The sequence below is a fragment of the Sporosarcina sp. Y1004 genome (genome assembly GCF_057669665.1).
The window spans coordinates 1-23,692 of the sequence record NZ_JBYHFQ010000031.1 but is presented as its reverse complement, the minus strand read 5'-3'; the positions used below and the strand labels follow the sequence as shown (position 1 = coordinate 23,692).

General features: G+C 41.1%; 23 protein-coding genes, 1 pseudogene and 1 other annotated feature. Of the genes and pseudogenes, 17 read left to right on the top strand and 7 right to left on the bottom strand.

Annotation, left to right across the window (positions count from 1 at the left end; genetic code table 11):
- The first annotated feature begins 15 nt into the window (after positions 1-15).
- Positions 16-456: a BrxA/BrxB family bacilliredoxin gene (locus tag AC25Y6_RS16720; RefSeq protein WP_488143822.1), complete on the top strand. Its 441-nt coding sequence runs from the start codon at positions 16-18 to the stop codon at positions 454-456.
- Positions 457-582: 126 nt separating this feature from the next.
- On the opposite strand, the gene prli42 is transcribed toward AC25Y6_RS16720, so the two are convergent.
- Positions 583-678 (bottom strand): stressosome-associated protein Prli42, encoded by a 96-nt coding sequence (gene prli42, locus AC25Y6_RS16715; protein ID WP_488143821.1) that lies wholly within the window; start codon positions 676-678, stop codon positions 583-585.
- A 110-nt stretch (positions 679-788) separates the two neighbouring features.
- Between prli42 and mce the strand changes: the two genes are divergently transcribed.
- From mce to norA, 7 genes are all read left to right on the top strand, one after another.
- A complete protein-coding gene (gene mce, locus AC25Y6_RS16710) occupies positions 789-1,199 on the top strand; it encodes a methylmalonyl-CoA epimerase (RefSeq protein ID WP_488143820.1) in 411 nt (136 codons plus the stop codon).
- A 4-nt stretch (positions 1,200-1,203) separates the two neighbouring features.
- Complete coding sequence (locus AC25Y6_RS16705; RefSeq protein WP_482106183.1) at positions 1,204-2,751, top strand: acyl-CoA carboxylase subunit beta; 1,548 nt, start codon at positions 1,204-1,206, stop codon at positions 2,749-2,751.
- 13 nt (positions 2,752-2,764) lie between these two features.
- A complete protein-coding gene (locus AC25Y6_RS16700; RefSeq protein ID WP_482106182.1) occupies positions 2,765-3,886 on the top strand; it encodes a M20/M25/M40 family metallo-hydrolase in 1,122 nt (373 codons plus the stop codon).
- 17 nt (positions 3,887-3,903) lie between these two features.
- The gene (locus tag AC25Y6_RS16695; protein ID WP_482106181.1) at positions 3,904-4,380 is read left to right on the top strand and encodes a chemotaxis protein CheW; all 477 of its coding nucleotides are present in this window, start codon (positions 3,904-3,906) and stop codon (positions 4,378-4,380) included.
- A 74-nt stretch (positions 4,381-4,454) separates the two neighbouring features.
- Positions 4,455-5,639 (top strand): DNA polymerase IV, encoded by a 1,185-nt coding sequence (locus AC25Y6_RS16690; protein ID WP_488143819.1) that lies wholly within the window; start codon positions 4,455-4,457, stop codon positions 5,637-5,639.
- A gap of 16 nt (positions 5,640-5,655) precedes the next feature.
- Positions 5,656-6,594: a ribonuclease Z gene (rnz, locus tag AC25Y6_RS16685; protein ID WP_488143818.1), complete on the top strand. Its 939-nt coding sequence runs from the start codon at positions 5,656-5,658 to the stop codon at positions 6,592-6,594.
- A gap of 234 nt (positions 6,595-6,828) precedes the next feature.
- Positions 6,829-7,992 (top strand): multidrug efflux MFS transporter NorA, encoded by a 1,164-nt coding sequence (gene norA / locus AC25Y6_RS16680; protein ID WP_488143817.1) that lies wholly within the window; start codon positions 6,829-6,831, stop codon positions 7,990-7,992.
- 168 nt (positions 7,993-8,160) lie between these two features.
- Here norA and namA read toward each other — a convergent pair whose 3' ends face one another.
- From namA to AC25Y6_RS16660, 4 genes are all read right to left on the bottom strand, one after another.
- On the bottom strand, positions 8,161-9,180 hold the full coding sequence (gene namA, locus AC25Y6_RS16675; protein WP_488143816.1) for an NADPH dehydrogenase NamA: 1,020 nt from the start codon (positions 9,178-9,180) through the stop codon (positions 8,161-8,163).
- A 741-nt stretch (positions 9,181-9,921) separates the two neighbouring features.
- Positions 9,922-10,731: a pyrroline-5-carboxylate reductase gene (gene proC, locus AC25Y6_RS16670; protein WP_482106176.1), complete on the bottom strand. Its 810-nt coding sequence runs from the start codon at positions 10,729-10,731 to the stop codon at positions 9,922-9,924.
- Between the two features lie 81 nt (positions 10,732-10,812).
- Positions 10,813-11,026 (bottom strand) — a binding site (T-box leader).
- A gap of 70 nt (positions 11,027-11,096) precedes the next feature.
- Positions 11,097-12,218, bottom strand: a complete 1,122-nt coding sequence (locus AC25Y6_RS16665; RefSeq protein WP_488143815.1) for a hypothetical protein — start codon at positions 12,216-12,218, stop codon at positions 11,097-11,099.
- A 24-nt stretch (positions 12,219-12,242) separates the two neighbouring features.
- Positions 12,243-13,385, bottom strand: a complete 1,143-nt coding sequence (locus tag AC25Y6_RS16660; protein WP_482106174.1) for an SPFH domain-containing protein — start codon at positions 13,383-13,385, stop codon at positions 12,243-12,245.
- Positions 13,386-13,554: 169 nt separating this feature from the next.
- On the opposite strand from AC25Y6_RS16660, the gene AC25Y6_RS16655 reads away from it, so the two are divergent.
- The 3 genes and pseudogenes from AC25Y6_RS16655 to AC25Y6_RS16645 all read left to right on the top strand — a co-directional run.
- Complete coding sequence (locus AC25Y6_RS16655) at positions 13,555-14,499, top strand: MBL fold metallo-hydrolase (protein ID WP_488143814.1); 945 nt, start codon at positions 13,555-13,557, stop codon at positions 14,497-14,499.
- Positions 14,453-15,238: an SDR family NAD(P)-dependent oxidoreductase gene (locus AC25Y6_RS16650; RefSeq protein WP_488143813.1), complete on the top strand. Its 786-nt coding sequence runs from the start codon at positions 14,453-14,455 to the stop codon at positions 15,236-15,238. Before AC25Y6_RS16655 ends, AC25Y6_RS16650 begins: the two co-directional genes overlap by 47 nt.
- Positions 15,239-15,483: 245 nt before the next feature.
- A pseudogene (locus AC25Y6_RS16645) lies at positions 15,484-15,708 on the top strand (Y-family DNA polymerase); the annotation flags it as partial.
- Between the two features lie 149 nt (positions 15,709-15,857).
- On the opposite strand, the gene AC25Y6_RS16640 reads toward AC25Y6_RS16645, so the two are convergent.
- Positions 15,858-16,316 (bottom strand): DUF4362 domain-containing protein, encoded by a 459-nt coding sequence (locus AC25Y6_RS16640; RefSeq protein WP_482102541.1) that lies wholly within the window; start codon positions 16,314-16,316, stop codon positions 15,858-15,860.
- A 190-nt stretch (positions 16,317-16,506) separates the two neighbouring features.
- Between AC25Y6_RS16640 and AC25Y6_RS16635 the strand changes: the two genes are divergently transcribed.
- The 4 genes from AC25Y6_RS16635 to AC25Y6_RS16620 all read left to right on the top strand — a co-directional run bounded on the left by AC25Y6_RS16635 (position 16,507) and on the right by AC25Y6_RS16620 (position 21,509).
- On the top strand, positions 16,507-18,261 hold the full coding sequence (locus tag AC25Y6_RS16635; RefSeq protein WP_482102542.1) for an ABC transporter transmembrane domain-containing protein: 1,755 nt from the start codon (positions 16,507-16,509) through the stop codon (positions 18,259-18,261).
- Complete coding sequence (locus AC25Y6_RS16630) at positions 18,261-20,048, top strand: ABC transporter ATP-binding protein (protein WP_482106170.1); 1,788 nt, start codon at positions 18,261-18,263, stop codon at positions 20,046-20,048. The genes AC25Y6_RS16635 and AC25Y6_RS16630 overlap by 1 nt, the downstream gene beginning before the upstream one ends.
- A 174-nt stretch (positions 20,049-20,222) precedes the next feature.
- Complete coding sequence (locus AC25Y6_RS16625) at positions 20,223-20,933, top strand: cytochrome c biogenesis CcdA family protein (protein WP_482106169.1); 711 nt, start codon at positions 20,223-20,225, stop codon at positions 20,931-20,933.
- 69 nt (positions 20,934-21,002) lie between these two features.
- Complete coding sequence (locus tag AC25Y6_RS16620) at positions 21,003-21,509, top strand: CcdC family protein (protein ID WP_482106168.1); 507 nt, start codon at positions 21,003-21,005, stop codon at positions 21,507-21,509.
- 52 nt (positions 21,510-21,561) lie between these two features.
- Here AC25Y6_RS16620 and AC25Y6_RS16615 read toward each other — a convergent pair whose 3' ends face one another.
- The gene (locus AC25Y6_RS16615) at positions 21,562-21,969 is read right to left on the bottom strand and encodes a DUF2621 family protein (RefSeq protein WP_482102601.1); all 408 of its coding nucleotides are present in this window, start codon (positions 21,967-21,969) and stop codon (positions 21,562-21,564) included.
- A gap of 358 nt (positions 21,970-22,327) precedes the next feature.
- On the opposite strand from AC25Y6_RS16615, the gene AC25Y6_RS16610 reads away from it, so the two are divergent.
- Together AC25Y6_RS16610 and AC25Y6_RS16605 are read left to right on the top strand one after the other, a co-directional pair.
- Entirely contained in the window at positions 22,328-22,921 is a 594-nt protein-coding gene (locus tag AC25Y6_RS16610; protein WP_488143812.1) for an SCO family protein, read from the top strand.
- A 37-nt stretch (positions 22,922-22,958) separates the two neighbouring features.
- Positions 22,959-23,630, top strand: a complete 672-nt coding sequence (locus AC25Y6_RS16605) for a lytic transglycosylase domain-containing protein (RefSeq protein ID WP_488143811.1) — start codon at positions 22,959-22,961, stop codon at positions 23,628-23,630.
- The last annotated feature ends 62 nt before the right edge of the window (positions 23,631-23,692 follow it).

Here is a 23,692-nt window from a genome sequence, read left to right as displayed (position 1 = left end):
GGGGTTTGATTATACATGAATATGAATTTTGATCTTTATATGAATGATATCCTTAAAACAGCACGTTCGGAGATGGAAGCGAGCGGATATGAGCAACTGACAACACCTGAGCTTGTTGAAGAAGCTTTTAAACGTTCCGGTACGACACTTGTTATGGTGAACTCAGTTTGTGGTTGTGCAGGCGGAATCGCACGTCCAGCGGCTGCACATTCAGTGCATTATGACAAACGTCCGGATCACTTAGTAACTGTGTTTGCAGGACAAGACAAAGAAGCGACTGCTCAAGCACGTATGCTTTTCGGTGAAGATCATTTGCCCTCTTCACCGTCATTCGTTTTAATGAAAGATGGAAAAATGGTGGCTGAGGTTGGTCGTTATGAAATCGAAGGACATGATCCAATGTCTGTCGTGGCAAACCTGCAAAATCAGTTCGAAGAATACTGCGAAGAACTGTAAAAATAGAGGGTAGCACGTCTTAACGTGAAACCGCAATAATGAAAGTCATTAACAGTATATGTTTTTTAATTTCCAAACAAAAAAACAGTCCGTACGTGCTAGCTGCACATGCGGACTGTTTTGTCATTACATAATCATGCTTAATCCAAATGCGACACTGGAAGCGACCATTGCTCCAATCATCACTAAGACAACGACTTTCTGTACTTTACGATTGGTCATCAGACAAAACTCCTTAAGCTTTATACTTCTATTTTAACAGAAATACTGAATTTCACAACATCTGTTCATTTAATGAGGTAAAATGTACAATAGGAGAAGGGGGAGTCATTATGCAAAAAGTAGATCATGTTGGAATCGCTGTGAACAGTATTGAGGCATCAATTGACTATTATATACATACACTCGGGCTTTCACTATTGGCTATCGAAGAAGTCACAAGTCAGAACGTTCGTGTCGCATTTATAGATGCTGGAAATATCAAACTTGAATTACTCGAACCACTTGGGGAAGGCGGGCCAATTACTAAATTCATCGAAAAACGCGGTGAAGGGGTCCATCATATTGCATTTGGGGTTACAGATATACGAACTAGGATGGCCGAGCTGCGAGAAAAAGGTGTCCAATTGCTGCAAGAAGCACCCAAACCTGGTGCCGGTGGAGCAGAAGTGGCATTCCTTCATCCTAAATCATCGTTCGGTGTTTTGTATGAATTATGCGACAAAAGCGGTAAAGGGGACTGAAAAGATGGATATTTATGATAAAATAAATGAGTTATATGATAAAAAAAGGGTAATTGAACTAGGTGGCGGAGACGAACGAATTGCTAAACAACATGAAAAAGGGAAATTAACTGCCAGAGAACGAATTGATTTGCTTCTGGATCCGGGTTCATTTGTTGAATTAAATCCGTTTGTTGTACACCGTACACGGGATTTCGGAATGGACAAGCAAGTGGGACCTGGGGACGGTGTTGTCACAGGCTACGGTAAAATTAACGGTAGACCCATTTATTTATTTTCACAGGATTTCACTGTTTTTGGTGGGGCACTAGGTGAAATGCATGCGATGAAAATTGCTAATGTGATGGACCTCGCTGCAAAGAATGGTGCACCATTCATTGGCTTGAATGATTCAGGCGGAGCGCGTATTCAAGAAGGTGTCGTCTCACTTGACGGTTACGGAGAAATTTTCTATCGTAACGCTATATATTCAGGTGTTATACCGCAAATTTCTGTGATTCTTGGACCTTGTGCAGGGGGTGCTGTTTATTCGCCTGCCATTACGGACTTTGTTTTCATGACGGACGAAACAAGTCAGATGTTCATTACGGGACCGAAAGTAATTGAAACGGTTACGGGTGAAAAGATTTCATCTGAAGATTTGGGTGGTTCTAAGGTACATAATACGATTAGCGGTAATGCGCACTTCCGTGGTAAAGATGAGAAGACGGTACTTGAGAGCGTTAGAAAATTACTTGCCTATTTACCACAAAATAATAATGAAAAACCACCAATTGCGGAGTATGATGAAGTAGATGATTACCGTGCAGATTTAGCAGATGTCGTGCCGTATGAAACAATCAGGCCTTATGACGTACGCAGGGTCGTTGAACAAGTCGTTGATGCAGATTCCTTTATGGAAGTTCAAGCGGAATTCGCAAGAAATGCTGTCGTCGGATTGGCTCGCATGAAAGGAGAACCTGTTGGCCTTGTTTGTAATCAGCCTAAAGTGATGGCTGGAGGGCTGGATATTGATTCATCCGATAAAATTGCCCGTTTCATACGCTTTTGTGACTCATTCAATATTCCACTCATTACGTTTGAAGACGTTACGGGCTTCTTCCCGGGCATCAAACAAGAGCATGGTGGTATAATTCGACACGGTGCCAAAATACTATACGCCTATTCAGAAGCAACAGTTCCAAAAATCACAGTTATTCTGCGTAAAGCATTTGGCGGAGCTTATGTTGCATTGAATTCAAAGTCAATTGGAGCAGATCTTGTTTATGCATGGCCAAACGCTGAAATTGCAGTTATGGGCGCACAAGGGGCGGCAAATATCATCTTCGCGAGAGAAATCGCAAACAGCGACGATCCCGAAGCGATGCGTGCAGAGAAAATTGAAGAGTATCGTGAGAAGTTCTCAAATCCGTACGTTGCAGCATCACACGGTATGGTCGATGACGTTATTGATCCGCGTGAAACCCGCATTAAACTATTACAAGCACTCGACATGATGCGCAACAAACAAGAAACTAGACCGTACAAGAAACATGGTAATATACCGCTATAGGGAGATGTTTTGGATGAATAAACAAAGACTATTAGACGAATTTTTGGAATTAGTTCAAATAGATTCGGAAACAAAAGACGAACGTCAAATTGCAGATGTATTAACAAATAAAATGCTGGAACTTGGATTCGACGTTGAAGAGGATGATTCTGACGATCGTACTGGACATGGAGCAGGTAATCTAATTGCGACAATGAATCGGACAGCTGAAGGAATTGAACCGATTTATTTCACTTGTCATATGGACACCGTAGTACCAGGTCAGGGAATTAAACCTGAATTACGCGAGGACGGATATATTTATTCGGATGGTACAACAATTCTTGGCGCGGATGATAAAGCGGGGATTGCTGCACTTTTTGAAATGGCGCGTACGTTAAAAGAAAGTGGTCAGCCACATGGCGATATTCAGTTTGTTATTACAGCTGGTGAAGAAAGCGGCCTTGTTGGTGCGAAAGAGTTGGATATGTCAGTAATTAAAGCTAAGTTTGGCTACGCTGTTGACAGCGATCAAAAAGTGGGCGGCATTGTAACTGCTGCACCATACCAGGCAAAATTACGGACAACAATCTATGGGAAAACAGCACATGCTGGCGTTGCTCCTGAAAAAGGCGTCTCGGCTATTAACATTGCTGCCAAATCCATCGCTGCAATGTCACTTGGTCGGATTGATTCGGAAACGACTGCTAATATTGGACGCTTTGAAGGCGGGCAAGCAACGAATATCGTCTGTGATGAAGTTCATATTTTAGCGGAAGCACGGTCCATTAATTCTGACAAACTAAATGAACAAACGGAGCATATGGTGCGGACGTTTGAACAAACTGCTGAGCTGATGGGCGGAAGAGCTGAAACGGAAGTTGTACTCATGTATCCTGGCTTCAGTTTTGCAGAAGATGCACAAGTCGTGCAAACAGCGATAACAGCCATTCGGAATATTGGATTGACGCCGGAACTAATGACAAGCGGTGGTGGAAGTGACGGTAATGTATTCAACGGTGCAGGTATTCCCACAGTCACATTATCCGTCGGTTATGAAGAAATTCATACAAAAAATGAACGCATGCCAGTTGATGAATTGAACAAACTGACAGAGCTATTGCTTGAAATCGTACGTGTAACAGCGACTGCATAATAGAGGGGGCTTACCACATGAGTGACTTGAAAGCTGTCATCGTTCAATGCGGTAATGAAGAATATGCGATTTCCATTGAGGCGGTCGTGTCTATCGAGCGACTTGAGCATGTGAATCCGATTCCTCACCTACCCAACTTTATGCTGGGACTTATGCGGATTCGAGGGGAACTTGTTCCGATTCTGGACTTCGAACAAATTTTATATGGAAAAAGTGCACAAGGACGAGAGGACGCCCGCGTCGTCGTCGTTCAGACCGGCAGTTTATTCATGGGGTTACTCGTTCTGGATGCAAAAGAAATTCTTGATATCCCTGGAAGTGCTTTGACATCTTCGGCTCTCATGGCTTATTCACGAACACCTTACTTCACGTCAGTTGCAAATTTGGAGAACCGGATGATTACTGTTGTCAATCCGGAGATTCTATCCAAAACTCTGGCTGGTATGGATAAAATCAGTGACTATGTAGAAGCGCAATTGGCACTAGAAGAGTAGTATGCAAACCGGACAGTGTCTTCTGTCCGTTTTTTGCATTATAATTACACTAAAAGTAAAGGAGGGGAAGTGTCGTGAAAACGGTTGGTGCATCACGGGCAAAAGTTATTCTTCATCTTGATATGAATAGTTTTTTCGCATCCGTCGAACAAGCGCACGACCCTTCGTTGAAAGGAATACCACTCGCTGTCGCTGGTAATCCGAAAGCAAGGAGAGGCATTCTCGTGACGTGCTCTTACGAAGCGAGAGCGTTCGGTGTTTACACGACAATGACTGTCGGTGAGGCGAAAAGGCTTTGCCCGGATCTCGTAATAATTCCACCTGACTTTGAAAAATATCGAACCGCTTCTTCTGCGGTTTTTGAATTGCTCAGAACGTATACGGACCTCGTCGAACCGGTGTCCATAGATGAGGCGTATATTGACATTACAGCAATCGGTGGTTTGACTGATGCCGTAAATATTGCTATGTCCATGCAACAGCGTATTTTACAAGAGCTCGATCTACCCTGTTCAATTGGTATTGCGCCGAATAAGTTCTTAGCAAAGACAGCATCGGATATGAAAAAGCCGATGGGCGTTACGATTTTAAGGAAACGACAAATTGAATCGATTCTATGGCCTCTACCCGTTATTGACATGCATGGAATTGGGGAGAGTACAGAGAAGAAATTGAATATGCTAGGTATTTATACGATTGGCGATCTCGCGAAAATCGATGAACTCACTGTCAAGTCTTCCCTTGGTAAGCAAGGAATCCGTCTTCACAATCGTGCAAATGGTATTGATGATCGGCCTGTAGACCCAGAAGCAGCTGAAGAACGAAAAAGTGTAGGCAGTTCAACTACATTGCCTGTGGATGAAACAGACTTGGACGAATGCTTGAAAGTTTTCAAATGGCTGGCGGAAAAAGTTGCAGTCCGCCTCGACAATCGGCAACTTGCTGGTACGGTAGTTATGATTCAAATTCGTACAGCCGACTGGCATAATCAAACACGGAGCCGGACTGTCCTCAATCCTCTTTATAAAGAACAGGACATTTTCAAAGAGGCGACTGATTTGTTTAAAAAACATTGGGACGGGGAGCCGGTTCGTCTTCTTGGAATTACTGTTACAAACGTAATTCTAATGAATGAACTACATGAGCAACTATCGATTTATAACTATGAAAAACATGCGAAAGAAGAGACAATGGATACATTATTATCACAATTGGAACAAAAGTTTGGTCCTGGAACTGTAAAACGGGGCTTTAAATGAAAGGAGGACATATATTATGGAACTGCAATTTCTAGGAACAGGCGCGGGTATGCCTTCAAAAATGCGTAATACATCAGCAGTCATATTGAATTTATCCGCTGAAGGAGAAGGTTATTGGCTCTTTGACTGTGGGGAAGCAACACAGCATCAGATTTTACATACTTCTCTGAAACCAAGAAAAATCAGCAAAATATTCATTACGCATTTACACGGTGATCATATATTTGGGTTGCCGGGTTTAATTGGCTCCCGTTCGTTTCTTGGAGGTAAGGAAAAACTTGATATATACGGGCCACCTGGACTTAACGAATGGCTCAAGACAACGTTGCGCGTTACAAATACCCATTTAAATTACGAGTTGCACATCCATGAAGTTAGTGAAGGTCTGGTATTTGAAGATGCTAACTATCGTATTACTACAAAGAACTTACAACATATTATTCCGTGCTTTGGTTACAGAATCGAGCAAAAACCACTTCCAGGAAAATTACTAATTGAAAAAGCGAAAGAAGCGGGAGTTCCAAATGGTCCGCAGTTGAAGCAGCTAAAAGATGGAGAAGATGTGACATTGGATGATGGACGAATCGTTTCTAGTTCAGAAGTCACTGGCGACCCCCAAAAAGGATTTACGGTTGCCATTCTCGGAGATACCAGCTATTGCGCCGCTGCCGTTGAACTAGCGCAAGATACGGATATTTTAATTCACGAAGCTACTTTCGATAATGGAACTGGAAACCTGGCAAAAGAATATGGTCATTCGACGATTGGTGATGCCGCTATAACAGCAAAAGAAGCGGGAGTAAAAACCCTTATCGCCAATCATATTAGTGCGCGATTTATGGCAAGCGATGTGGCACAGCTGCTTAAACAAGGTACGGCAATATTCCCAAACCTATATATCGCTGAGGACTTTTCTCGGTTCGAGTGGAGAGACGGGGAAGTTTTTAGAGAGTGATATTAGAATCCTGATGAAACGAATTCGTAATGGATAGAATAATGAAAAATATGCAGGGTTCAGTCGGGCTATTTCGTCCCTTTAGATTTCTGTTAAATGTTTTAGCAGAGCAATTTCAATAAACTTTAGAAATCATATTAATTATAATATGAATGATGTTATACTCGTGAGAGAGTCAGTATTGTGTATATTTCGACGTAATTCACCTAGTCGAGAGTTAGAGGAGTTTACTATATGAAAAACAAAAAAGGCGTATTAGCTATTCTATTAATGAACTTATTTATTGCCTTTTTAGGTATTGGACTCGTTATTCCAGTATTACCGACGATAATGAATGAGCTGGAAATCAGCGGTTCAGTCGTGGGCTACATGGTGGCGGCATTTGCGATTACGCAGCTTATCTTCTCGCCAATCTCAGGTCGATGGGTTGATAAATACGGTCGGAAAATTATGATTGTGGTGGGCTTATTCATATTTGGCTTTTCGGAGTTTTTATTCGGAATGGGACAATCGATCGAAGTCCTCTTCATTTCACGTATGCTTGGTGGAATCAGTGCGGCGTTCATCATGCCTGCGGTGACAGCCTTCATTGCAGATATTACAACGAGTACAAACAGATCAAAAGCACTCGGTTATATGTCAGCTGCCATAAGTACAGGCTTTATAATTGGACCCGGGATAGGCGGTTTTTTAGCCGAAATCGGCACGCGGGTTCCTTTCTATTCGGCAGGAGTATTAGGGGTATTTGCAGCTATTCTTTCAATCGCTCTATTGAAAGAGCCTGAACGTGCAGATGAAGAAGTACCGACGCCAGGGCAAAAGACTGGGTTAAGCCGCATTTTCATACCGATGTATCTTATAGCGTTTATAATAATCTTTGTCTTGTCCTTTGGCCTCGCAGCCTTCGAATCGTTATTCAGCCTATTCGTCGACCACAAATTTGGCTTCACGCCAAAAGACATCGCTATCGTCATTACAGGAAGCGGGATTGTCGGGGCTGTTGCGCAGGTCTTATTGTTTGATCGGTTAGTAAAAAACATGGGTGAAATCAATGTAATCCGCTATAGTTTAGCAATTTCAACAATACTTGTGTTATTAATGACGTATGTCAGTTCATATTTTTCCATTCTACTAACAACATTCGTTCTATTTGTCGGTTTTGATTTAATACGCCCAGCGGTTACTTCTTATTTATCAAAAATAGCGGGTAACGAACAGGGCTTTGTCGGTGGTATGAATTCTACTTTCACAAGTCTAGGTAATATTTTCGGTCCGATAATCGGTGGAGTGCTATTTGACATAAACTTGAACTATCCTTACTACTTTGCAGCGATTGTCCTATTGATCGGCACCATTATCGCTCTTTTTTGGAAGAAACCGAAACATTTCATGTTTTGATTTCTCCACAATGAAATATGAAACATTTCAAATGTATTACTAAGCTCACTAAAACGCAGTTTTTTGTATGTGGAATTTAAGGAAAAAATAGATGGAATGGCCATAATTGGCTCTTCCATCTTTTTATTGTGTCTAAAGATCCTTCACGGGTTTTCGGTTATTCAATAGTTAAAATTTCCAGCCGCGCTCATATTGTTTTGGTGCTTTAATTTCCTCGCCCAATACTTTTGCCGCGGTATAAGCCCAGTACGGATCCCGTAATAATTCACGGGCAAGTAAGATCAAATCAGCTCGTCCATTTTTCAATATTTCTTCTGCTTGGATTCCTGTCGTGATTAGACCAACCGCGCCTGTTGATATTTCGGCACCTTCTTTGATTGTTTCAGAGAACTTCACTTGGTAACCAGGGAATACATCAATCGCTGCTGGTACGAGCGCCCCAGAGCTGACATCAATCAGATCCACTCCTTGCAATTTCATCCACTTCGCCATTTCCACGTATATTTCGGGTGTCATGCCACCATCACTATAATCATGTGCAGAAATACGAACAATAAGTGGACCATCCCAAACGGCACGTACTTCATCAATAATTTCTTTCAAGAAGCGATAACGGTTTTCTAGCGATCCACCATATTCATCTGTGCGCTTATTGGAAAGGGGTGACAGGAACTCATTAATGAGATAGCCATGTGCACCATGAAGTTCGATAACATCAAATCCAGCTTTTTTCGCGCGTAAAGCGCCATCTTTGAATGCTTGTATGGTCGTTTTAATATCGTCTTCGGTCATTTCGACAGGTGTTTTATATTTTTCATTGTAGGCAATTGCAGATGGAGCATAAATATCGCCGTCAACTGTCGCTTTACGTCCAGCATGTGCAAGTTGGATTCCTACTTTTGTACCGTATTGCTGCATGAGACGGACTGTTTCTCCCAAACCTTCAATATGATTGTCGCTCCAAATACCTAGATCTTGCGCAGAAATACGTCCCTCAGGTTGAACTGCTGTTGCTTCAACAATGATAAGACCAACTTGACCGACAGCGCGTGTGGTGTAATGCGTCTTATGCCAATCCTCAATCATTCCATCTTCGTTATGGCTCGAATACATGCACATCGGCGACATAACGATACGGTTTTTAAATTCAACGTCACGTAATTTAAATGGTTCAAATAACTTTGCCATGTTTACAGACCTCCTAAATGATTAACACGACTAGTATAACAAAGACGAGATGTTAAGACAGTTCAGCCGTCTTAAACAGATTTAAATCTCTTATTCAATTAGAAAAATAATTGATAAGGTGATTATGAAGATAAAGAGAAAAATCACATTGGTCTTTCTACTCTATGGTGAGGTTTAATAGACTAACGTTAAAACCTCTATGTGTATGTATGTAAAGTTAGAAATTGAAAGGATTTAAGTTTTGAGAAAAATAGGGGTTTGGTGCTTTTCTATTATTAATTCGTTTCAGCTTTGGTAGTAATTTGAACTTTCTTTCATACTGCTCGTCTAACTAATAATAGTAAAGTAGTTACCCGTAAACGTTCTTTAATCGTATAGAAACTGCAGGCAACGCAGCGATTTTTTATTCAATAGAAAATGAAGTTTTTGGTGTGACGGAAAATGGAGATGATTTTCATTATAAACGTAGTAAATAAGAATTGCCGAACTAGTTGCGGCTATTGTATGAAGTATAGTTACATTCATTTTATATATGGGGGAGAGCCTGATGGGGGAAATTAGTAAACTCCAAGCTGACGATACCATTATTCCTTACTATAACGATGGTAAATTGAGTTATGGTGCGTATTTCAATGAATACATGTTTTGTTTACTTGAACGATAACTCGAATGATAGTCACTTTAAATAATGACCTATTATTCGAGTTTGACGTTCTACTGTTTATTACAAATTGAGTAACTTCAAGACATTGCTCCAAGCTCACGCGAACGCCTCTCCGCCTGACTAATGCAGTCCGCAACCGTTTCTTTAAATAGACCTTTTTCCAAAGCTTCTAATCCTGCTTGCGTTGTGCCGCCTGGACTTGTCACGTTTTCGCGCAGTTCCGCGGGTTCCGCACTTGTTTCTTTCAACATCGCCGCAGCTCCTTCAATAGTCTGGATAATAAGTGCACGTGCTACTTCTTTTGTAAGACCCTTGCTGATTGCCGCTTCTTCAAGTGCTTCCGCTAAATAATAGACATACGCCGGGCCGCTTCCGGAAAGAGCAGTGACTACATGTAGGTCATCTTCTTCGACTTCTCTCACCATCCCAATTGAATTGAGAAGACCGAGTATATATATTTTTAACGCATCGCTAACCGCACTATTCCACGCGATACCACTGGCTGATTTTCCGATTGTAGCAGATGTATTGGGCATAGAGCGCGCGATTGGTCTAAAACCGAGACCTGTCTCGATTGTTTGTATTGAAACACCTGCAATGACCGATAAAACCGCTGTCTTTTCAGCCAAATGGGGAAGTGTGTCTGCCATCACTTGGTAGATGTCTTTTGGTTTTGTCGCAAGTACAATGAGATCTGCATTTTTCAGCGCTTCTTTGTCCTTGCTAACAATCGAGATTCCATATTTATTGTGCAGTGAAATTAGTCTTTCATCGTCCGACCTGTTCATGACGTAAACATTTTGAGGTATTACAGCACCTTGCTCCACAATACCGGAAATAACGGCTTCCGCCATCGATCCGGCTCCTATAAATACAATCGTTTTCATCTGAATTACCTCTTTCATTCCGTTAATAACAGCATAAGTTCCTTTGACAGACGCAAAAAAAATGCGCTCTCGCCCCTACTAAATAAGGACGAAAACACATGTTTCCGCGGTACCACCTAAATTTACCGATTATAAACCGGTACATCTCGTTCTTTCTTAACGCGAAAGGCACGCCTGTGTTTCCACAGCAGCTCGGAAGGAGGTTCAAAGCGGGAGAGGGAGGGTGGCTTTCAGTCAGTGACCACATTTTCTGTTCTCCATTACCGCAATTACTTATCTTCTTCAACGCCTATATGTACTTGAATTAGTCCGATTATTGCATGCCGACAGGAGAAAGTCAACTATCATTTTATGCAATAAAATATTTAGCTTATCGTGTAGAGCAAGTAGATTATGAATATAATTGCTAAGATCACTATGACGGAAATCGATACTTTTACGGCGCTTATCGGCGATAGCCCACTAACTTTACCGGTTTGTCCGTTAACGAGGAAGCGGTAGATTTTATTGTTGAACTGGAACGAAGAAATCCAAATAGGTAATAGAATATGTTTGTAAGTAATGTTGTCGTAGTTAGTGGAAACACTTACAATATTGACAACATCACCATATACTTGTCCATGTATTCCATTCTTAATACCGGCGTCAATACTATTTTTTGCATCATTCCAGCCATCCTTCAATGGAATCGAGTACCTTTCTGCTAAAAAACCGGATAAATATTCTGTTTTATAGTCGAGGAGTCCATTTAACTGAAAGGGTTCAATCTTATCAATAAGGCCACTTGCTACATTACGTGATGCTTTCACCAAAACATCGTCAAAGAATTCGCTGTAGCGCCCGTGTTCCGTACGCCATTGGGTTTTCCTTACCTGTTCAGATACTTGTTTGGACTTGCCATCTTCAAATACGGTCCGTATTTCCGTTACGTAATAATACGTGCCAATCTGGACGATAAAAGAAGAATCCGTCTGGGCATCAAAAGTCCAGTACGGGATGTATGCTCCCGCAATGGTATCCATTTTATACGATTGCACTAGCTTAGATGGAGCAAAACATCTCTGTTTCAGCCATATCTTGAATTTTTCAACAGCATCATCTCTCGCGATTTTAAAGGGGAGTACCAATGCTGGTTTCATGCCCGCATGGTGTTCACTTATTGCAATATGAGAAGACCCGCAAAATGAGCAGAAATCGGCCACTTTATCTTTATCTAAAAGTGTTTCGGCACCACAGTTTTCACATTTAAAAACACGCTTTTCATCGTCCCAGCTGTGAATTTCTTTTTCTAATGCCTCTAAGAAGTCGTGTTCAATACTATTTTCCCAAGACTGGTCGATTTCCTTTTCGCTTCCGCAAAACGGACATTTCAGATTTCCACTTTTCGGTTCAAATAACGTGTTACCTCCACAGGAAGAACATTTATTTACCGTCGTCAGTTTAGTTTTGATCGATTCCAAATCTTTATTATTTGTTAAGTCCGTCATAGGAACACCTCTTTTGCATTTGAGTTAAAGGTTTTCTCCACAGTCACTACAAAACTTGGCATTTGGACCATTTACTTTGCCACATTTTACACATGTTTTTTCGGTCAGTTGCTTTGTACCACATTCATCGCAAAACTTTGCATCTTCATTTATGAGTGCATTGCAACTCGTACATGGTACTTGTTGCGCAAGCACGGATTTACCGCATTCGCCGCAAAACTTCGCATTCTTATTAATAAGTGTCTGACAATGCTGACAAGTCTTCTTTTCTGTTTGCGTAGTATTAGAGGAACTTCTTTGCTGTTGATTGGCCGGGAAGGCATTCGCCATAACACTTCCAAGTGCGGCACCTGCTCCAATTCCTGCACCCGCACCAGCTAAACCGCCGCCTTCATTCCGCGCGGCTTCCCTGATGGCTTCTGCGGCTTGGTATTGCTGATACTGATTCATGTCTCCTATGACACCCATGGACGTTTTTCGATCCAACACTTTTTCAACTTCTTCAGGAAGTGATAGGTTTTCAATATATAATGAAGTAATTTCAAATCCAAATGAACTGAATCGTTGTTCCATTTTCTCTCTGCCTTTGTCACTAAGCTCGTCGTAGTTCATCGCCAGGTCAAGGGCAGCAATATTTGATTCTGCAAAGAGGTCTGAAAGTCCTGATAGCACCATCTTTTTTAACTGTCCTTCAATGCTGCTCGTATCATAGGATGCGTTCGTACCAAAAAGTTCTTTTAAGAAAACAACGGGGTCGGACACCTTATACGAGTAAATACCATATCCCCGTAATCGAATGACTCCAAATTCGGAATCACGCATCATGATTGGATTCGACGTGCCCCATTTTTGATTGATAAATTGTTTTGTATTAACAAAATATACTTCCGCTTTAAAAGGGGAGTTAAATCCATGTTTCCATGACTTCAATTTCGTCATTATGGGCATGTTTTGTGTGTATAATAGATGACGTCCTGGTCCAAATACATCAGCAATTTCGCCTTCATTGACGAAAATTGCGACTTGTGATTCCCGAACGGTTAATTCTGCACCCATTTTTATTTCGTTATTGTGAACAGGGAAACGATAAACCATTGTATTTGCGTTCTGATCCGTCCATTCAATGACTTCAATAAATTGACTCTTGAAGAATCCGAATAAACCCATACATACGTCCTCCTAATCATTCATACTTTAGTAAATTAACACGAGAATACATAAAGTTATTATAGCATTTTTACCATCTTGGTAGAGGATAGATTCAAAAGATGACGTCCACTCATAAAAAAGGTACACTGTACTGAATACTCATTCATCTAATAAAGGGGATTTTTATATGTTACACAAGATTGTTATTCCAACACCGTTCGCAGTAGGCGATGTAAATGCTTTTCTTATAAAAGGAGATACGCTGTCACTCGTCGATGCGGGGCCGAAAACCCCTGAAGCATATGAAGCATTGAAACAGGGCATCAAGGAAGCCGGTTACTCATTCAATGATATTGAACAGGTCATTTTGACACATCATCATCCAGATCACGCTGGTTGGATTGACGCATTTGATAACGCAAAAGTTTTAGGTCATACCTACAATGATTTATGGCTCAAACGGGATGAAGCTTTCTTCCGCTATCATGATGCATTTTATCTAGAGCGACTTATCGAAGAAGGCGTACCTGAACAGTACCTTGGCTGGGTTAAGAAGATGAAAAGGTCTGTCTCGCTTATGGGAGAACGTCCACTCGACATGACGCTTGCTGAAGGAGATGCGCTGCCTGGGCATGCCGGCTGGACGGTTATGGAAACACCAGGTCATGCGCAAAGCCATATCGTATTGTGGGATGAAGAGAATAGAACAATGATTGGCGGAGATTTGGTGCTTGAAAAAGTTTCTTCAAATCCGCTTATCGAGCCGCCGCTTAATCCTGAGCATGGCCGTCCACGCTCTTTGTTGCAGTATAACGAGTCGTTGAAACGCATTCTTACTTTACCCGTTGATATCATATATACCGGTCATGGTGATGAAGTGCGCAATGCTCACGAGCTTATAGAAGGCCGTTTCGTAAGACAGCACGAACGGGCGATGAAGGTGCTTGCAATGATGGATAAAGGCCAACGTACAATTTTCGAATTGACGCGCGAGTTATTCCCATCCGTCTATGAAAAAGAGCTTGGTCTTACGCTATCAGAAACAATTGGCCAAACCGATTACCTTTTTGAAAAGGGACTTGTTCATGAAAAACGAGATGAAAACGGAATTCTCCAATATGAGCAAGCGTAAAATGGTTTTGATTACAGGTGCTACGAGCGGTGTCGGTTATGCATTATCGAAGCGGCTTTTGGCAGAGGGATATGAAGTATGGGCAACGGGAAGATCACTTGCCATTTTAGAGAAGTTGCGACTTGAAGGCGCACAAGTGATACCGGCAGATTTAACAAAAAAAGAAGACATCGAACATTTAATGACGCAGATTGGATCTCCGGATGCTGTCATTTTTTCAGCGGGTATGGGTACGTTCAGTTTTGCACATGAGACTTCCGATGAAGCGATTCAAAACATGATGACCGTCAATGTCATCGCACCGATGCAACTGACAAAGCTTTTATTGCCCGGCATGAGAGAGCGCCGGAGCGGCCATCTTATTTATCTTGGTTCACAGGCGGGGAAAGTTGCTACCCCGAAAGCATCCGTTTACGCTGCGTCAAAACACGCGATTATTGGCTATACGAATGCACTTCGTATGGAGGTAGCTTCATACGGTATCCAGGTCACCACTATTAATCCGGGTCCGATTGACACACCTTTTCTTGAACTTGCGGATGAAACAGGTGCTTACCGTACATCGCTCGGCAGACATTTGTTGACGGTGGGAGCTGTTGCCGATGCGGTGATTAAAACATTGGGGAAATCTGTCCGTGATGTGAATTTACCTCGGTATATGGGCATCACTAGCAAAATTTACGCTGTTGCACCGTCAGTTGTCGAAAGACTGGGCCGAAAGTACTTTATGAAAAAATGAGAAAATGCACCGTTCTGGAATCTGGACGTGGAATATCATTTAGTAGTTTATCCACAGGTCGAAAATTTTATGAATACCTAAGTGAAAAGCGATGTATGTTATTAAAAGCTGGCTAACTGCCGGCTTTTTTGCTGTGGGAAAAATGAAAGGAACAAAGTGCGTGCATAAATATTCCATTGTATATGAGTTACAGTTAGGGCTATAATATAAATAAGAACATACGTTCTTTGTAGGGGGAGTTTGATATGTATGAACATTTACCAAATCGGAAAATTGTCTGCCTCGACATGCGTAGCTTTTACGCCAGTTGTGCTGCCGCAATCGAAGGGCTTGATGTTATGGAAGTGCCGATTGCCATCATCGGCAATAAAGAGCGGAAAGGTGGTATCGTGCTTGCAGAATCTCCACCATTAAAAAAACAATTTGGCGTGCGGACTGGTATGCAGCTATTTGAAATACCCGATGACCCCCACATGGATCATTTACTGACACGACGGGTATCTTGAAAAGGTTGGATACTCGGCTACAAGTTATTTATATAGAGGATAACTCCAAGCTGCAAAAAATATCTCTGAATACGATTGTCGGCATCGAGACAATCGACCTTAATTAGCCATACCTAGTGTTCATGTTCGTCCACATGCTCTTTCGCTACACTTAAAATTGTAAAACTTTCGTCAGACGAATCGCATCCAGTAAGCGTGTAGACAAATAATTGCTGACCATCCTTTTCAATTAGATTTGTACATGTCATGTTTGTTTTAGTAGGATTGTTTCCTCTATTTTTATTTTTTGAACGGTTAATCTCTAAGGCAATCGAGGAGCCGTTGTAGGACAGATTGTATAAAGTCGGGTCTCCTTCAAGTGAGTAATTTGCAATACGGACTACATCGGATTTCTTAGACTCTATACTTTCCAAAAAAGCTTCGAATACGGGGTAGTTATAGACAGGTCCATGCATATTGACAACATCACCATTACGCACCGCTTTTTCGCTATTGTACGAACAGGCTGAACAAACTGCCGTGCCTAGTAGTATAAGTAGTAATACTAGTAATTTGTTATTTACTGTCCTCATATTTAAGTTCCTCCTCAAAGTCAAATGACGATACTTCGTAATTATATGAGCAAATAGCATGGCTTATCCGTATCTTACCAACGAAACTATTTCCGAATTCGAATTATTTATACCTCGGACCTTTTTTATTGTCCAGACATTTGCTAAACTAATCAAAGGTTCAATTTTATAGTAAAATAGGGGGAGTAGTGTGAAGGTTTTAGTTCAGCTCGGCTGGTTTTTCAAACAGCGGAAGAAGCAATATCTTTTAGGGGTTTCGGCGCTTGTTTTCGTCTCAATATTGCAACTGTTGCCACCGAAGATTATTGGGATTATCGTCGATGACATTACAGAGAGTTCGTTAACAACCGCCGGGCTCACAAGATGGCTTGTTATCCTAGCAATTTCCGGCATTCTCATGTACATAGCGCGCTATTATTGGCGTGTCATGATTTTTGGTTCTGCTGTATTGTTGTCGCGGACGATGCGTGAAAAATTGTTCAATCATTTTACAAGAATGTCACCATCCTTCTACCAAAAAAGACGTGTAGGAGACCTAATGGCTCATGCAACAAATGATGTAAATGCCGTGCAGCAAACGGCGGGTATGGGGATTTTGACACTGGTCGATTCCATTGCGACGGGCGGATTCGTCATTTTAACAATGGCAATCACCATCCATTGGAAACTGACACTAATTGCACTCATTCCGTTGCCATTCATGATCTTCCTGACTAGCTATTATGGTAGATTGCTACGTAAGCGATTCAGATTTTCCCAAGAAGCATTTTCAAATTTGAATGACAAGACACAGGAAAGTATATCGGGTATCAAAGTCATTAAGACATTCGGACAAAAAAACGAAGATATTGAGGATTTCACCAAATTGTCTACTGATGTTGTCAGTAAAAATATGCGTGTCGCTAAAGTGGATGCATTATTCGATCCGACAATTACGGGTATATTCGCGATTTCATACATTCTGTCTTTCTATTTTGGAACGAAATTTATCATTGCAGGGGACATGTCAATCGGTGACATGGTAGCGTTCAGTGCCTACCTCGGCCTTCTGGTCTGGCCAATGCTTGCGTTTGGCTTCCTCTTTAATATCGTAGAGAGAGGTAATGCATCTTACAGCCGAATTACAGAACTATTATCTGTATCGCCTGAAATTAAAGATTTGCCTGGTGCAATTGATAGAAGACCCGAAGGCGATTTGCATTTCGATATAGATGAGTTTAAATTCCCAGGTGATGAGCGGGCGGCTCTGCGTAATGTTCACTTCACATTAAAACGGGGTGAAACAATGGGAATTGTCGGTAAAACGGGATCAGGTAAAACGGCAATCCTGAAATTACTGTTACGAGAGTTTGAAGGGTATAAAGGAAGCATCATATATGGAGACAAACCTATTAATCAATATAAACAGCAACGTTTAAGAGAGTCAATCGGTTATGTACCGCAAGACCACTTCCTTTTCTCAACGACACTTGCTGAAAATATTGCTTTCATAAATCCAAGAATAGCACCCGATAGAATTCATCATGCTGCGCAACTCGCGCATATCCATGAAGATATTTTAGGGTTTACAGAAGGGTATGAAACGATAGTAGGAGAACGTGGGGTCTCTCTGTCTGGAGGTCAAAAACAACGGGTTTCCATTGCACGTGCATTAATTATGGAACCGGAATTGCTACTTTTGGATGATTCTTTATCAGCTGTCGATGCCCAAACGGAAGAAGCAATTTTATACTCGCTCAAACAAACACGTACGAACGAAACTACAATTATTACTTCACATCGACTAAGTGCCATCCAACATGCACATAAAATTATCGTCATGGATGAAGGAGCAATTGTCGAAGCTGGAACACACGAAGAATTAATCGATCTGGCTGGAAGATATAAAGAAATGTATGACTTGCAACAACTTGAAGTACTTGTCGAACAGGGGGGTGAGGAATAATGTCAGAAGAAAAACAACCGAAACTAACGGCAAAAGATCAATGGTTTGTTTTAAAGAGATTGTTGAGATATATCATTCCTCATAAAAAGAGCATTATATTTGCGCTGATCCTACTCGTTTTGACAGTCACTGGCAGTATAGTCGGACCTTTGATAATCCAAAGATTTATCGATAATCATTTAGCGACGATGAACTTCCCAAGAACAGAAATAATGAACATTGCGCTAGTTTATATAGGTATCCAAGTGTTTATGGTCGTCGTGTCCTATTTCCAACTGATTCGATTCCAAGATATTGCGTTAAAAATTATTCAGCAGATGCGAATCGATGTGTTTTCAAAAGTGCAAAGCCTTGGAATGCGTTATTTTGATAAAACGCCTGCTGGAAGTATTGTTTCGCGTGTAACAAATGACACGGAAGCCATCAAAGAAATGTTCGTCAGTGTCATTGTTACGTTTTTACAAGCCATTTTTGTGCTTCTCGGCGTTTACATTGCACTATTTTCACTTGATGCAAAGCTTGCACTAATATCCCTGTTATTGTTGCCACTCTTCTTAACGGTCATCGTCATTTATAGGAGATATAGTGCGGATTTCTATCAAGACATCCGTGAACGGTTGAGTCAGCTGAATGCTAAAATAGCCGAATCATTATCCGGCATGGGGATGATTCAAGCATTTAGGCAGGAAGAACGTCTAGAAATTGAGTTTGACGACATCAACGAAAAACATTACCGTGCAGGAATGCGTAACATTAAATTTGACGGCATCCTGCTCGGTCCGGCAATCGATCTGCTGTATGCAGGAGCAATCGTCTTTGTACTCGGTTATTTCGGATTTATATCACTGGCAAGCCCTGTTGAAGTAGGTGTTTTATATGCATTTACGACATTGATTCGTCGTTTATTCCAGCCCGTCCAACAAGTGATGCAAAGATTATCCATTTTTCAGCAAGCAATGGTTGCGGCGTCCCGTGTATTTAAATTAATGGATGATCCGGATATAGAACCGGAACAGAACGATGGTAAACAAGCCGTAATTCAAGATGGTAAAATCGAATTCCGTGATGTATCTTTTTCATATGATGGACAAACTGATGTATTAAAAAATATCTCATTCACTGCGAATGCGGGAGAGACCGTTGCACTCGTTGGCCATACTGGAAGCGGAAAAAGCTCCATTATCAACTTACTGATGCGTTTTTATGAATATGAACGTGGTGATATTTATATCGATGATGTTTCATTGAAAGAATTTCCAAAAGAAGAACTACGGAAGAAGACAGGTCTTGTCTTGCAAGATCCGTTCCTTTTCTATGGAGATATCAAAAGTAATATCCGTTTGCATAATAAAAATATGACATCAGAGGATGTTAGAGCCGCTGCAGAATTTGTCCAAGCCAATGAGTTCATTGAAAAACTTCCTGAAAAGTACTCGCAAAAAGTGACGGAACGCGGTTCTACGTATTCAAGTGGGCAGCGCCAGCTCGTCGCATTTGCGCGGACAATAGCAACGAATCCCAAAATCCTTGTTCTCGATGAGGCGACTGCCAACATTGATACAGAAACAGAAGTGGCAATACAGACAAGTCTTGAAAAGATGAGGAAAGGACGTACAACAATTGCTATTGCCCACAGACTCAGTACTATTCAAGATGCTGAACTGATTCTCGTCCTTCATAAGGGGGAAATTATAGAGCGCGGAACACACCAAGAATTACTAGGACAAAAAGGTCTATACCATAAAATGTATCTTCTTCAAAATAATATTTTGGAAGATGTTATCTGAAAAAATCAAGCTTGCATACGCCTTTTACTGGCGTTGCAAGCTTTTTTTCGCATAGAATATAGAATGTAGACAAACGACCCTTTAAAAGTCATAAACTGTTCACAGACAGAATAGGCGAAGTTTAATGTTATTTTTGATAAGATTAAGAAAGAAAAATGAAGGGGAGAGAATAATGTGGGAACAGACATAAATTTATTTCTCGCTTTCGGCGCTGGTTTTTTAAGTTTCATATCACCGTGTACATTACCGTTATATCCAGCATTCATATCATATATTACGGGCATGTCACTAGATGATTTAAAATCGGATTCGAAACGTATGAACAGAAACGGCATGCTACATACACTATTCTTTTTAATCGGATTTTCGATAATTTTTGTTGTACTTGGTTTTGCTACATCGCTTGTCGGGACATTTTTCCAAGAAAACCAACAAATACTAAGACAAGTTGGAGCAATCTTTATGGTCTTGTTTGGATTGATGATTGCTGGTATATTTACACCCAAATTCCTTATGGGAGAAAAGAGATTGCAATTTAAAAACCGTCCTTCGGGTTACTTAGGAAGCACAGTGATAGGGCTTGCATTTGCTGCTGGATGGACACCATGTTCGGGACCAATAATTGGAGTAATTATGGGACTTGCTGCGACAAATCCGGGGTCGGGCGTCATTTATATGTTAATGTACGTGTTAGGTTTTGCAATACCTTTCTTTGTCTTATCGTTCTTTGTCACACGTCTTGGATGGATTCGAAAACGCAGTGGCCTAATAATGAAAATTGGAGGCATCATCATGATTGCTTTCGGAATTTTGTTGTTCTTCGATGGATTGACATATTTAACAAGCATATTAAGCCCAATATTTGGCGACTTCCAAGGTTTTTAAGTTGAACAAGCAAATCAGTTCATTCAATGAATGGATGGAATAACTGAAGCGTCGGTTGGAGGAAATACAATGAACGAATTAATTGAAACCGTTTTTACAAAGGTACCCTCGGTTTATCTCATAACCGGTTCAACCATACTTGCTCTATTCATGGGGACAATGGCGCTGATTGTCAGAACGAAAGCGGCGAAAAGGCCTGTAACGCCGATGAAAATCATCTTGCCACCCCTTTTTATGTCAACGGGTGCACTGATGTTCATATTCGAGGAATTCAGAGTGTCGTTACCTCAAATATTCGAGGCCATCTTTGTTGGGCTACTATTCTCGATTATCCTAATAAAGACAACGCATTTTGAACGTAGAGATGACGATATTTATATGAAGCGATCCAAAACCTTCCTATTTATTCTGCTAGGGTTGCTCATTATCCGACTTGTTGGGAAACTGCTTCTTAGCAGTACCATTGACGTAGGTGAACTGGGCGGAATGTTCTGGATTCTAGCATTTGGAATGATTGTTCCATGGCGGATAGGTATGCTGACTAAATATAAACAAATAAAAGGTGTCCGCAGTTAAATGCGGACACCTTTTTGCCGTCTAGGCTCTAACGCCTAGCGTTTTTATTCGACTAAAATAGATGTTCGTACTGAGTTAGATCGAACTTCATTTCAGCCAATTTCTTGCGCAGGAACTTATGGTCACGTTTCGGTGTCGCTTGTATATATCCACGGATAATAAGATCGGTATCAATTGCTTTTGCATTTTCCTCAAGTGCAATTTCACCGATTTTCCCTGCGATTTTTTGTTTCGCTACCGGCCGGAATAATTCCGGTACTGGGACGACTAGCTCATTCAGCAAAAGTTTAGCTTTATCATTCCACAGGTGAAGAGAGCTCTCCACGTAATGTTCTTCCCAGTCGAGTGTGGACTTGCCATCCGCTTTCGGAAACACTTTTAAAAACTTTCGGAACATGAAGAAACCGCCGATACCGAAAAGTCCAATGAGAACAACGCACCAGAAAATGATGAACCACATAAATAAGTCTTGTTGCAACAATCTTCACCTCTTCCGTTCTATTTACCATTATAAGAGCATCCGTGAAAAAACACACGGACAATGTATTCCTTTCTTCTATTTCGGATGAAAGGAGGTGATTGACCTGGTAAAAATCGAATATAAAATGCAACAGGACTAGTATATATCGATGAATGAATTACTAAAGATGACAAGCATTATCCCTTGCTCCGATTCGAATCGAAACTTCTGGTCGTCAACGATGAAGTTAACTTCACAAAACCGTCATAGGTTCGACGAGGGTTCAAACATCACATGCTTGTTTGAACCCTATACTTCCGATATGATAAACGTATCAATAAATAATGGAGGATATAAAATGAGTAAAAAGTTATTGTTGATTTATATGTTACTAGTCATGGTCATTTTGAGTGCGTGTACCGGTGGTGGTTTCAAAGAAGATCACAATTATAAAGTTGCACCTTTTGAATTTACGAATCAACAAAATGAACAGGTTTCATTGGATGATTTGAAAGGGAATGTTTGGATAGCACAATTTGTTTTCACCGAATGTACGAGTGCCTGCCCACCGATGATGATGAACATGGCGGAGCTTGATAACCAACTTGGGGATGAAGGCGTTGATGACTACAAGATTGTATCATTCAGTATCGATCCTGCAGTTGATACTCCAGAAGCTATGCAAGAATACGTTGATGCGTATGATGTCCGAGATCAGAGTAGATGGGAAATGCTGACGGGCTATAAACAAGAGGAAATCACTGACTTCGCAGCAAAATCATTCAAAACGCTTGTTGCAGATATTCCAGATTCGGACCAGGTAATGCACGCAGTTACTTTTTCCCTCGTCAATCAACAAGGGGAAGTTGTGAAATCATATAACGGAATGACAGAAGTGCCATTCGATCAAATTGTCAAAGACATTAAAGCACTAAATAAAACAGGTGCATAATTCGATAATGCAAGGCTATAACTAAAGGTGTGAAGAGATGAAGAAGCGAAAAAACAAAAGAATATCCTTGAAGGCGAAAGCAATGTTCATTATCTTACTTGTCCCTATTGCTGTTACAGTCTTCACGCTAACAGCTATCATTTGGACAGGTCTGAAAAATCCGGATATCATAAAGAAGTCCGCTAGCGCATTGCTGGATATGCAAGACCGTCGCACAGCTAACGAAATACCGGGAGAGTACATACCAGTCTACAAAGAAGCAGCAGAAGTTTACGGTATTCCCTGGACGTTACTTGCAGCGCACCATAGGATTGAAACGAAGTTTTCTACGATGGATCCTTTACTGTCACCCGTCGGTGCTGAAGGACATATGCAGTTCATGCCTTGTACGTTCGTCGGTTGGACTTACCCGGGATGTGGAGACCTTGGAAAGGGAGAAATTCCTGAAAAAGATAAAATTAATCCAGATGTGATAAAAAAATATGGTGGATATGGCGTTGACGCAAATAATGATGGCATTGCCGATCCATATGATTTGGAAGATGCAATTTATAGTGCCGCTAACTACTTATCAAAGAGTGGAGCAGCGGATGGGGAATTTGAAAAAGCAATTTTCAACTATAACCATAGTGACAAATACGTCGAGGATGTTCTTTGGTTTTTTGATGAATTTGAAGCCCAGCGAATTGAAATGGAAAAAAGCGAATAAAAAGATGGACCGCCACGATGAGGTGACCCCTAAAAGTTAGAGTTTATTATTAAGCAGCTAAT